Source organism: Paludisphaera sp. (genome assembly GCF_037189885.1).
In the GTDB taxonomy this organism is placed as follows: domain Bacteria; phylum Planctomycetota; class Planctomycetia; order Isosphaerales; family Isosphaeraceae; genus Paludisphaera.
The window spans coordinates 143,696-155,390 of sequence record NZ_JBBCIR010000030.1 but is presented as its reverse complement, the minus strand read 5'-3'; the positions used below and the strand labels follow the sequence as shown (position 1 = coordinate 155,390).

The 11,695-nt window shown below is 67.4% G+C and carries 12 protein-coding genes and 1 pseudogene; all 13 read right to left on the bottom strand.

The window, feature by feature from the left end; genetic code table 11:
- Positions 1-140: 140 nt before the first annotated feature.
- The 13 genes and pseudogenes from WG209_RS11195 to WG209_RS11135 all read right to left on the bottom strand — a co-directional run bounded on the left by WG209_RS11195 (position 141) and on the right by WG209_RS11135 (position 11,565).
- Positions 141-910: pseudogene (locus WG209_RS11195) on the bottom strand (IS5 family transposase).
- Between the two features lie 88 nt (positions 911-998).
- Positions 999-1,760 (bottom strand): IS5 family transposase, encoded by a 762-nt coding sequence (locus WG209_RS11190; protein ID WP_337175125.1) that lies wholly within the window; start codon positions 1,758-1,760, stop codon positions 999-1,001.
- A gap of 121 nt (positions 1,761-1,881) precedes the next feature.
- Positions 1,882-2,693 (bottom strand): IS5 family transposase gene (locus WG209_RS11185; protein WP_337175124.1). Its coding sequence is split into 2 segments (ribosomal slippage): positions 1,882-2,459 and positions 2,459-2,693, totalling 813 coding nucleotides; the frame shifts between segments, so codons are not numbered across the junction.
- 421 nt (positions 2,694-3,114) lie between these two features.
- A complete protein-coding gene (locus WG209_RS11180; RefSeq protein ID WP_337175123.1) occupies positions 3,115-3,891 on the bottom strand; it encodes a transposase in 777 nt (258 codons plus the stop codon).
- Positions 3,888-4,445: a helix-turn-helix domain-containing protein gene (locus tag WG209_RS11175; RefSeq protein WP_337175122.1), complete on the bottom strand. Its 558-nt coding sequence runs from the start codon at positions 4,443-4,445 to the stop codon at positions 3,888-3,890. Before WG209_RS11175 ends, WG209_RS11180 begins: the two co-directional genes overlap by 4 nt.
- A 92-nt stretch (positions 4,446-4,537) precedes the next feature.
- Positions 4,538-5,323: an IS630 family transposase gene (locus WG209_RS11170; protein WP_337175121.1), complete on the bottom strand. Its 786-nt coding sequence runs from the start codon at positions 5,321-5,323 to the stop codon at positions 4,538-4,540.
- The gene (locus WG209_RS11165) at positions 5,224-5,451 is read right to left on the bottom strand and encodes a helix-turn-helix domain-containing protein (protein WP_337175120.1); all 228 of its coding nucleotides are present in this window, start codon (positions 5,449-5,451) and stop codon (positions 5,224-5,226) included. The genes WG209_RS11170 and WG209_RS11165 overlap by 100 nt, the downstream gene beginning before the upstream one ends.
- A gap of 122 nt (positions 5,452-5,573) precedes the next feature.
- Positions 5,574-6,332, bottom strand: a complete 759-nt coding sequence (locus WG209_RS11160; RefSeq protein WP_337175119.1) for a hypothetical protein — start codon at positions 6,330-6,332, stop codon at positions 5,574-5,576.
- Positions 6,333-6,395: 63 nt separating this feature from the next.
- Positions 6,396-6,887, bottom strand: a complete 492-nt coding sequence (locus WG209_RS11155) for a Mov34/MPN/PAD-1 family protein (RefSeq protein ID WP_337175118.1) — start codon at positions 6,885-6,887, stop codon at positions 6,396-6,398.
- Complete coding sequence (locus WG209_RS11150; RefSeq protein ID WP_337175117.1) at positions 6,880-8,709, bottom strand: ThiF family adenylyltransferase; 1,830 nt, start codon at positions 8,707-8,709, stop codon at positions 6,880-6,882. Before WG209_RS11150 ends, WG209_RS11155 begins: the two co-directional genes overlap by 8 nt.
- Positions 8,710-9,783, bottom strand: a complete 1,074-nt coding sequence (locus WG209_RS11145; RefSeq protein ID WP_337175116.1) for a hypothetical protein — start codon at positions 9,781-9,783, stop codon at positions 8,710-8,712.
- A 149-nt stretch (positions 9,784-9,932) separates the two neighbouring features.
- Positions 9,933-10,640, bottom strand: a complete 708-nt coding sequence (locus WG209_RS11140) for a metallophosphoesterase (RefSeq protein ID WP_337175115.1) — start codon at positions 10,638-10,640, stop codon at positions 9,933-9,935.
- Positions 10,641-10,824: 184 nt separating this feature from the next.
- On the bottom strand, positions 10,825-11,565 hold the full coding sequence (locus WG209_RS11135; RefSeq protein ID WP_337175114.1) for a hypothetical protein: 741 nt from the start codon (positions 11,563-11,565) through the stop codon (positions 10,825-10,827).
- Positions 11,566-11,695: the final 130 nt, after the last annotated feature.

Genomic DNA, 11,695 nt, shown 5'->3' with positions numbered 1-11,695 from the left:
TCCTCGTCTTCTGGGAACGCGCCCGTCCTCCGACCTAACCTCATCCGAGGCCTTGAGCCGCGACGGCGCCCTGGAGTATCGTCGGGCGACGATCGAACTAGGTTCCATGGACACGAGATAGGCGATGTGCGGCGTCCTGGCTATTGCAGCATGACCATCATGGCGGCCACCTTCACGAACGCCAGGTAGTTCGCCGCTTTCTTCTCATAGCGCGTCGCCACCCGCCGATACTGCTTCGCCTTCGACCAGAACCTCTCGCACAGGTTCCGCTCCCGGTACAGGTGCGGGTCGACGATCCGTTGCTCTTTCCGGGTCTTCTGCGTCGGGATCACCGCCTCCGCCCCGCGCCGCCGGATCTCCTCGACCAGGGACTTCTTGTCGTACCCCCGGTCCGCGATCACCGCCTCCGGCTCGTGGTCGGCCAGCAGCACCTCGGCCTGTGCGACGTCCGACTCCTGCGCGGCGGTTAGGATCAACTCGACGGGGTGCCCAAGGCCGTCGAATCCCCCGTGGATCTTCGTCCCGAAGCCGCCCCGGCTGCGGCCGAGAGCCTGATCGGGCTGGCCGCCGGAGCCGTCCCACTTTTTTTCGCCCCGGCGGCGCACGGGTGGGCGCGCACGGCGGTGGAGTCCAGGATCAGGACGTCCAGGTCCGGGTCGCGCAGCTCGGCCAGGATCGGGTCCCACCGCCCCTTGGCGGCCCAGCGATCGAACCGCCGCCACTGGCTGTTGCCGTTGCCCAGCCTCTCGGGCAGGTCGGCCCAGGCGGCGCCGGTCCGAGCGATCCAGAGCACCGCGTCGAGGAACCGGCGGTTGTCGCGGGCGACCCCGCCGTGCTGGCCGGGGCGGCCCGGCAGCAGGTGCTCGATGCGGAGGAAGTCGGCGTCCGAGATCGCGTGGCGATGACCCATCGGTGCCCCTCCTGAGGTCAGTTCGACACGGCCATCCCACCCAAGACGCCTACCTCGTGTCCATACGACCTAGGGCCCGTTGACGAATTCAGAGTAGGATGCTGGCCGCGCAAGCGATGTGGACCATCGCGAGGAACGCGCCGGAGAGCTTCTCATACCGCGTCGCCACCCGCCGCATCCGCTTCAGGCGGCTGACCAGCCGCTCCACCTTCTGCCGTTCCTTGTATTTCTCCGCGTCGTGCGGCGGCGGGTCGACCCGATTGCTCCTCGCCGGGATCACGACCTCGAACCCCGCCGCCGCCAGGTCGGCCCGGATCTCATCGCTGTCGTAGGCCCGGTCGGCGACGACCGCCGTCGCGGTCGTCTCGTCGGGCACGTCGCGGAGCGTCGGCTCGAACGCCGGCGCGTCGCCCGCCTGGCCCGCCGTCAGGACGACGCCCAGGGCCGTCCGCTCGTCGCAGGCCGCCAGGTGGATCTTCGTCCCGAAGCCGCCGCGCGAGCGGCCCAGATCCCGGTCGGGCTCGAGGCCGGGTCCGCCCGCGGCGTGCTGGTGGGCCCGCACCACCGTGCTGTCGACGAAGAGCCGGCGGGCGGACGCGGCGGCCGGCGCCTGGAGCCCGCGCCACAACGCCTCCCAGGCGCCGTTCCTCTCCCAGCGCCGGAACCGCTGATAGACCGCGTCCCAGGCGCCGAAGCAGGGCGGCAGGTCGCGCCAGGGGACGCCGGTGCGATCGATGTAGAGCACGGCCTCGAGGAACTCGCGGAGGCCGAGCTTGGGCGGCGTCCCGCGCGGCGAGAGGATGCGCCGGAGGATCGGCTCCAGCTGCCGCCACGCCTTGTCCGTGATCACCCGCCGCACTCCGTCCTCTCCTCGCCGCGGAATCATCCCTTTGCCCATGATCCGGGTGCCGAACTCGTCCCCTGCACATGCAAGCGATGGTCGCGGAAGGCCCCGAATTCGTCAACGGGCCCTAACACAATGAGGTTGCAAGGAGGTTGAAGCAGATCATTGCGCAGCCGATGGAGAGCCACGCCTCATGGATGTCCGCGCGGCGATCGGTGCGGAGGCGCAGGCGGCGGTGGTGGGCGAGCCAGGCGAGCGACCGCTCGACGACCCAGCGGAACTTGCCCAGGCCGCTGCCGTGGGGCGTCCCCCGCCGGGCGATCCTGGGACGGATCCCCTTCGCACGCAGGCGGCCGCGCAGGGCCTTGGAGTCGTAGCCGCGGTCCGCGAGCAACTCCCTCGGACGGCGTCGCGGCCGTCCCGGGCGGCCGCCGACCGGCGGCACGGCCTCGACGACGCGCTCCGCCTCCTTGACGTCGGGGACGTTCGCCGCCGTGAGGGTCGCGGCCAGCGGCGTCCCGCGGGCGTCGACCAGGACGTGGTGCTTGCTCCCCTTTTTCCGCCTGTCGACGGGGCTCGGGCCGGTCGCCTCGCCGCCGCCCAGCGCCCGCGGCGAGCCGCTGTCGACCGCCGCCCGGGACCAGTCGATCCGGTCGGCCCCGTTCAGCTCGGCGAGTAGCCTCTCGTGCAGCCGACGCCAGACGCGGCCCGCTGCCAGTCGCGGAGCCGCCGCCAGCAGGTCATGCCCGAGCCGCAGCCCATCTCACGCGGCAGGTCCTCCCACGGGATGCCCGTCTTCAGCACGAACAGGATGCCGATCAACGCCCGGCGGTCGTCGATCGGCTTACGGCCCGGATATCGGCCCCGCCGCGCCTTCGGGGGCGGCAGGAGGGGCCCGATGCGGTCCCACGAGGCTTCTGGCAGCAAGGGCTTGGCCATGGCTCGTCCTCCGTATTGCGACGGACGGACTGACCAGTGAAGCACATGCCTTCTGCCTCATTGTGTTAGGGTTTCTTACAAGGCCCCGCAGGCCGTTACCGCCAAGACGAAAGAATATCGCTATTTCATCCGCCGTTACTCGAGCAGCGTCGAGGTGAAGTCGAACGGCGAGGACGAGCGGGAGCTCCTCCGCCTGACCTCGACCGTCCGTTCGACGACCGTCGATGCGTCTCGGCCGACGTCGACGACCTGTGACCAGGGCTCATCCGGGCTTATCTGAGAGAGGTCGGCAGCGGGCTCCACGAGGACGCGGCCGGGATGCCGCTCGTCGAGTTGGGGCTGCGGATGAACATCGTCGACGGGGCGGACGAGTTTGCGAGGTCCCGCAACGTCGGCGTGCTGTTCTTCCACGACTAGTGGGTCACTTGGCTCGACCATGGCCATAGTCCCGGATTTCGTCCCTGCGGAGGGGCCGGCGGGTGCAGGCCCCGGAGCCGCCGAGGCGGTGCCGCTCGCGTCGACGACGGCGGCGTTCCGACCGCTTGCCGCCCCATGTGAAGGGGGTCGGGGACTCGTTCCAATGCCTCGCGACCGCCTCGAACCAGGCGATGATCTGGCCGACGTCCTCGGGATGCTGGCCGTCCAGGGCCCGACGCTTCAGGACCCGCTGGATGCTCTCGGCCATGTTCAGCCACGAGCCGCCCACCGGCGTGTACAGCGGCATGACGCCGTGGGCGAACAGCCAGCACACGAACTCGGGCGTCTTGTGGCCGGCCAGGTTGTCCAGCACCAGCAGCATCCGCAGGGGCGGCAGTTCCGCCAGGAGGGTCGGCTTGACCGAGAGGCCCTCCTGCCATCGCTCCCAGGCCGGACGGCTCGCCCCCGGCCCGGCGGCCCCCGTCGTCGGGATCGGCGTCGCCTCCAGGACGGCGGCCAGTTCCCGTTCGAGCCAGCCGTGGAGGACGGCGTTGGGACAGGACGTCGCGCCCTCGACCCGGACCGACCCGTCGGCGGGGTGGAACAGGGTCAGGATCTTAGCCGTGCCGTTGCGGATGTATTCGTGCGGCTGGCGGGCCGGCTCCCCCTCGGGCCGCCACGACCGGCCGGGGTGCGGGATCGTCTGGTAGGGCCCGGCCTGGTCGGCGCACCAGACCGGCAGGCCCATCGCCTCGCCCAGGCGGTAGGCGTCCTCGATCAACTTTTTTTGGGATCCGCGTCCGGATCGGAGACCACGACGGGCCCCGCCTTGCGCAGCCGCAGGGCCGATCCGGTCGGGCACCAGGTCCGGGTGCGTTGGCGGCTGTAGCCGGCCTCGTGGAGCACCCTCCCGATGGTGAAGGTCGAGACGGCGGGGAGCCCGTCGGGGGCCGATCGCAACGCCTTCCGCAGCGTGTTCAGCGACCAGGAAGCGGTCCCGTCGGCCTCCGGGGTCGGCGTCCTGCGAACCTCGCGGAGGATGCGTTCTTGGGCCGCGGCGTCGTAGGTCGGCCGCCGGCCGCCGCCGTGTCGAGGAGTCAAGGCCGCCAGCCCCTCGACGTTGAACCGGGCGACCAGGTGCGAGACGGCGTCGCCGGAACGACGGCCGGCGATCCGGGCGGCCTGCTGGTAGTCGTCGCCATCGGAGACCGACAGCAAGGCCTTGGCCCTGGCGACTTCGGCCGCCGGCGCGGCCTGGGAGCGACTGAGCTGAACCAACTCCTGCCGCTCCGCATCGGTCAACTCGCGGAGCGGGTTCTTCTTGAGGCGGGACATGGCGGCCTCCTTGGTGCGAGAGGCCGTCGATCGTACCCAGGTCCGGCATTTATGGCCATGGTCGAGCCAAGTGACCCACTAGTACTCCGCCACTACGATAGTGATGGGTAGAGCCGGTGGAGTTTGATGCGGGCGTCGGCGGTGGTGAATCGCCATCGGGTCTCGACCCGGCGCTCGTTCCGCTCCTCCTCCCAGGCGGCTACTTCCCGCATCAACTCGTCCATCGACCCGATGCGGCGGTCGAGGCACTGGCGGGAGAGGACCGACAGCTCGATCTCGGCGACGTTCAGCCATGAGCCGTGCTTCGGCGCGTGGTGGATCTCCAGCCGCTCGGCGATCCGCCGGGCCTGTTCGGGCGGGAACGCCTCGTACAGGCTGGCGACCTTGTGGGTGTTCAGGTTGTCCATCACGAGCACGACCTTGTCGGCCTCCTCGTGGACGTCCTCCACCAGCCAGCGGACCACCTCGGCGCAGTCCTTCGCCGTCCGCTTCTCAGTGACTTTCACCGCCCGCCAGCCCAGCAACGGCTCCGTGACCATGAAGAGGTTGGCCGTGCCGTTGCGGACGTATTCGTAGTCGACCCGCTCGGGCCGGCCGGGGACCGCCGGGACCGGCAGGACCGTCTCTCCGATGAGTTGGCGGCTCGCCTCGTCGAGGCAGACCAACGGCCATTTCTCGTCGTAGGGCCGGTGGTAGACGTCCAGGACGTCCTCCATCGCCGCCACGAACTCGGCGTTCTTCTCGGGCGGGATGCACCACTGCTCCCTCAGGTGCGGCTTCAGTTCGCTTTTTTCAAGCGGCGGCGCACCGTCTCGTCGCAGACCGCCGGGACGACCTCCAACTCGACGAGCCTGTCGGCCAGGAGTTGCATCGTCCACGCCTTGCGGCCGCCCGGCGGCGGCGAGCACGCCAGGGCGATCAGCTTCGCCTCGGCCCGGCCGTCGAGCGTCCTAGGCCGGCTGGGCCGCTCCTGCGGCTTGCGGACCTCGAACTCGCCATGCGGCAAGGTTTGCCCCTGGCCACCCTCGATACCAAGTTGAAGGCGACGGCGGCCCTGGTGGGCGTCGCGGTGTACTCTCCCTGATGAATGTCGGAGGTGGCCGCGGCTGGATCGTCGACTAGCGAGGTTCAAGGCACGATCACGCTTGAGCCACGCCCTCCCTCGGGCGGCGACAAAGTCTCGCACGCCGCGAGGAGTCGCTCCGCGTAAGCGTCCGCGGCCAACCTCACCCAGAAAGGCTTGATCCGGAGGATCCACCACGTGAGCAGGAGGCCGCAAATCGCGACGGCGGAGACTGACGTGACGGTGGGTTTCGAGCCCCCGGTGTAGGCATGGAGGGCATTGCTCGCCGACGAGATGAGGCCGACGAGCGAATTGGCGATGCCGGTCGCCCTCATGCCCCACAAATTCCGGCGAAAGCCGTACGAGACGTTGGCATCGAAGACGAGCGGGAAGCGTTTCTTGTCACGGGTGGCCTCAAGGAGGTACCTCCCGCACGACTCGTAGGCCGCGTCTGCTTTCTCCGGTGCGTCGTCCTCGAGCGATGGCGAAGGCATGGGAACGTCCGGTAGCAGAGAACGAAGCTTCCGGTGATAACGAGCCTTCGTGTGGTTATCGATGGCCTGGTCGCGGTGCCGGAGCAGCCGGGTGGTCGGCTTCCCTCCCCACGAATCGAAGAGCTGGGGCTGCTTCTGCTTGCCCTGATCCCTCCCTAGCTGCACGAGGAGTAGCGAGAGGGCCGCGCTCATCCCGAGGCTGCCGAGGAGTTTCCAGGCCTCGGACTCCAGGGGAAGCCAAACCGCCACGGCCAGGACGGCCGGGAGAATAACGATGAGCAGCGGGGCGAGCCTGGCTCGGAAGTTGTACGTGTCGAGTTTGAGTTCCATGTTACTCCTCTCCGAGGCGAAGCCGTGGTCGAGAGTCGTCATCGGAAAGCACCGTCTGCCGCTTCACTCGATCAGGCGGGGGAGTTCCAGATAGCTTGCTCCACGCTGGAAGACGAACACCCTGATTTCCAGCTCAGCATTCGGATCGCCCCCGAGGATAAGGAGAATTGGCTCGGGACACGAATAAGAGTCGCTTGTTGATATTAATGACATTTGCTTAGTGTCGGTGGTGCTCGGCCCAGGCGATCCGTACGGATGGTAGTGCCATTCCCCCAGGTAGAACGAGCGGTCGAGCCTCCAAAGTCGTTCGATGAGCTGTTGGAGGCCTCGGACACCTCGCTTGAACCAAGTCGGGCCGCCCCTCGAATCCGGAGGCGGCCCGGTGACCTCGGTCACGATTGCACAGTCGTGACGTTCGCTATATCGCCCGGCGAGAATCCCACCCGTCTCCGACCGTTTGGCCTTTCGGCAGAGCGATGCCATGTGATCGACGGCGTCCGACGATATCCGAAAGCCGAAGCGTTGGTCCGTCGATCGGAAGAGCAACTCATTCATGAGCACCCTCCTCGATCACGCGGCGTATGCCCGAGAATCCGTCGTCGTACTGCTGCTCGAACACGGTGAGTCTCGAGCCCAACCCCAATGCCGGAAAGACGTGGTCGAGGTATTTCACGGCGGCGGCGCCGAGCAGCCAGACGTCGTCGGCGCGGGCCGGGAAAATCGGATGCCAGCACCCGGCACCCGGCCGGATCGGCTCCGAGTCGCGGGACTCGTCCTGTTCGCGTTCGAGCCAAGGTTGGATAGCCTTCCGATACTGCCCCGAGGGGAACGCTCCCGCCGTCGTCGTGTAGCAGAAGAGCCGCTTGGCGCCAAATCCGAGGGAGAGCGAAGCGAACCGCCTGGTACTGCCCCAGGGATAGCGAGCGAGTTCGTGCAGCACTCCGTCATCCGCGCTGCAGTCGATCACGAGGTCGCATGCCCGGAGCGATTCCCTGACGCTCGTCAATGCGGGCGGGAAGCGGCCGTCCAGGCTGTCCACCTCGACGTGGGGGTTCACCCCGCTCAGCCGGACCGCGAGGGCGTTCGCCTTGCTCTCGCGGAGCTCGGACATGAGCAGGGTGTGCCGGCAGAGGTTTCCCGCCTCTAGGTGGTCGTGATCCAAGACGGTCAATCGAGTCACCCCGGCACGGACGAGGAGCTCGGCGACCGTGGAGCCGAGGGCCCCTGCCCCGATAAGGAGGGCGTGGCTCGTCGCCAGCGTGCCGCTGAGCCGTCCTCGCGAGATGAGGCGGTCGCGGCTCCAATTCTCCGTCTCGACCCACTGGATCTCCTGCTCGTCCCGCAGGAGCTGCCGACGGTCCCTGAGCCACTGGCCTTGTCGCTGCGGCCGGAAACCTCTCCGCGTTTGGGATCCGTGCGACACCGTCGGGAGCTCGATGGCCTGCCAGTGCAGCTGGCTCACCGTCCCCCCGATCGCATTCGGGATGGGGAAGCCGATGAGCAAGCGGTGGGGCCGACCATCCCGCAACGTAGCCAGGAGCGGCTTCAGCAGCTGGTCGAGGTCGATTCCCTGCTGTTCGCAAGCGGCCCTCAGTTCACCCCAGGTCGCGGGAGCGCGCCACGGCTCAAGCACGGGAACGTCGGCGAGTCTCAGCCAGATGGCTGTATCTTCCGGTCGGCACTTAAATGGCGAGTTCAGCGGCCAACTCGGCCTCCAGAGTCGAACACCGCTCAAAGAGCAAAATTCGGTGACCGCGTAGACATCGCCCTTGCGACGCACGGGCGTAAGCTCCGCGGTGCCGATCTGCTGCTCGGTTGCTTGCCAAGCTCGGAACGATTCTCCGCCCTCATCGAAGGTCAGAAGCGTGCGCGAGTCGGCCGCACCGGGGAATTGGGGTAGCTCGAACGGGTCACCGGGTTGAACAAGAGTCCCGGCATCGGCGGCGCGGAGCCAATCGAGGGCGCGAGAAACCCGCCACCGGAGGCGGTTGTTGCTCTCGAAGGGTTCCGTGTTGAACCCGTGTCGGCCGAGCACGCGAAGGCCCGGATGCAGACAGATGTCGCCGTCACGCCAGGGGCGTTCCTTCGAGCCCGGCCCGTTGAAGTTCTGGTGAGGGAAGGTCGCGGCGAGACCTCCTTCCTTACTGGGGAAGAAGGTCAATGCCCCCCATGGGTACGAGGGACTGGCCGCAACGAACCAGTCGGTGGCGGCCGGAACGAGGTGGTTCGAAGCGGAGATCGTGAGGCGGCATCGGAGCACCCAGCGATGGAGCTGCTTGCTGTAGCTCCAATCGTCCAGGACCTCACACCCGGCGATCCCCTGGAGGGACCGGCGGGCCGCCCTGAGATTGAGAGGCGCGCGAGGGACCTCGGCCATTCACCCGAACCTCGACTCGCCGATCATGGTGGGCATGGTCCGGGGCGTGAAGCCTCCGCGGCTGCCTCCACCGCCACCGCCTCCGCCGCCCTTGTCGTCGTCCCCGTCCTCACTGAGCCCGTAGTGCGCAGCGAGCTTCCCCTCGTCGTTCTGGAGCTCGCCGTGCGTGTCGTCGCGGTAGATGTCGAAGATGAAGCTGTGACGGTCTTTCCCGGTGTGGAGCACGCTCTCCTCGCCGACCTTGTCGGCGTAGAGCTCGACCGCGTCCTCGTGCGGATGATCGTGCGGGCTCTCCTTCCGCGTGGGGGCCGAGATCACCACGTACTTCGGGTCGATGGCGTCGAGGTGCCCCGTGTACGGGTCGTCGTCCTCGCACTCGCGAAAGAACGTCCGCGAGCCGTGGTGTGAGGCGGCAAGGAGCGCCGAGCCGAGGCGGGTTTCGTGGTACATGATGTGTTCTTTGAAGGCGACATGGTCGGCGTCGCCCGGGATCATCGCCCACGTCCATTCCTTGCCGAACTTGATGCAGGCGCACTGCTCGTGAATGCGAGCCCGCCGCTGGTCGGCCTCCTCCTCGTTCACCTCGTCGGTGACGTATTCGGCCGGGGCGAGGATGTGGCACTGCGCCTCCCCGAGCACTTCCGACCCTCGGCTGCCCTGGAGAACCCGTTCGGCGTCGTTGCCGTTGGCCTTCTTGACCTTCTCGATGACGGCTACGAGATCCTCGTAGTAGGTGCCGTACTTCTTGCTCGGGATGTGCCCGGAGTGCCAGACCCGCTCGATAGTGACGACGTCGGAGAGCTCCTTAACGCCCTGCATGTGGTCGTCGTGCGGGTGGGTGTTCACGAAGGCATACAGGGCCTGGCCGTCGAGCAGGTCCTTCATCATGCGTGGTACATCGATACCCCGGCAGGTCCTGTCGAGGTTGATGTCCACGAGGAGAACGTCGTACGAATCGCCGTTCGCCGTGAAGACGACGGCGCTCGCCCCCTGACCGACATGGAGGATCCCGACCCGGACCAAGATATTCGTATCATTCGGCCAGAGCGTTTGCCTCGCCACGTTTTCTGCCATAGATCTTGTCCTCAAGCCCAGGCGGACGACATTGCACAGAGCCTTCCAACCCCATGCATTCTAGCACGGCGGGTGGACGGCCATCTTGGCTCATTCATGCACAGTATCTCTCTATTTACTGTGGGGGTCCACCCAAACCTTGCACCGAGCTACAGCCTTGGCAGCTCCTGGCCAGTACATCGTGCTCGCCAAGCCCCACGCCGTGCCTCGCCTCGCTCATTAGCTTGGAAGACCTCGCCGCCGCCGAAATCCAGGCCCGTCAGCCACCCTCCCCGACTGCAGTCGGTATCGAGGCAGACCAGGAACCCGAGGTCGAGGATCTCGCCATTCACCTGAGGGGTGTGCCCGCACACGACGGTCTTCCCGGAGCGATGCGGCCTCGCTTCCCGCGGATCGATGAACTTCCATTGGAGCGTCGTGTTCGACTGCCGGTCCATCGGCATGTCCGGGTCGCACGACGCGTGGACGAAAATGGCTTCGTCCGTCTCATGGAAGTCGCGGGCCTCGGCCTTGAGGAAGCGGACGTGCTCGCGGTCGATGAACTCGTCCCCGCCCCGGTAGGGATAGGACTTGAGCGTCTCCTCCCCGCCGAAGTTCAGCCAGCTTCGCAATTCCGATTCGGACTCGAGGGCGGCGAAAAGATACTCCTCATGGTTGCCGCGGACGAGGACGAGACGGCAGCGTCGCGACAGGTCGATGAGTTGCTGGACGACGCCCCGGCTGTCCGGACTGTAATCGATCACGTCGCCCAGGACGACGACGACGTCGTCGGCCCGGGGGTCGATGGCGTCGATGAGCGTCTTCAGGGCGACGGAACAACCGTGGACGTCGCCTACCGCGTAAAGTCGGCCTGGCATCGAGTCCTCCCGCCGGGGGGACGAACACCCCTCCGGCATGATCGTGTTACCCGATTCATGAGGGCTGTACGGCAAAGGTCGGGGCGTTCGTGGCCCACCGTCGTCGGAAGACGCGTTTCTGGGGATCCCTCCACGCCCGGCCTTCTCGGACGTCTTCCACCAGAACGCCATTCCGCCGCGTCGCTCATCCGCCGTTCCCGTTCGCCGAGAGCCACCGCCCGATGGACATGATCTGCAAGGGGCCTCGGTAGGCGACGAGCCGCTTCACGCCGACGGACTTCTCCACCGCGGGGGTGACGCCCGTTGCGTCCTCGACGGCGTCCCGAATGGCCTGGACGGACTTGGGGGAGCCCGACCAGACGACCTCTCGTTGATCGACCTCGCCCCCCGCTTGCAGGTGGCCCCGGGCGAAATCCGTGATGTACCTCGACACGATGGTTGGGACCGGCGGGTCGGGTTCGGCGCGGTCGGGCGGCTTGCCGTGCCCGCCGACCAGGGAGGCCACCAGGCGACTGTTCCCCACTTCCACGAGGATGCGGCGCCTGCCCCGCTGGCGGGCGTGATCGGAGCCCATCATCGCCAGCACGGAGACGAGGACGGACTCCCTGTCGATCGGACACCGGAGCCTGAGGACGTGCCGAGTGTTCGTCTTGATCGCCCCCCAGCAGAAGAGGACGCCCAGCACGTAGGCCACGTTCGGCGAGGGAGTCTCGAAGAACCGGGCGTCGACGGTCGTGTTTCGCAGGGTCCGCGCTTGGGCCTGCCTGTCGCGGCGGTGCGACGACCTGAGCCCGAACCTCCTCGCCAGCCCCGTCACCGAGTCCTCGCTCCGCCCAAGGACGGCGGCGAGTTGCTTGGGGCCTTCGCGTCCATACCGCTCCGCGACCATCGTGACTTCCGTCAAGTTCCAAATACGCCTTGGCATTATCGATCTCCGGGCCGAGGAACATCCCCCGTCGTCCACCGCCCATCGACCTGGAATCGAAATTCATTGTGGAATCATCGGGCCGGCCAGCCCCGCCTTCGATGAGTTGGGGACCATGTGCTCCCTGGGT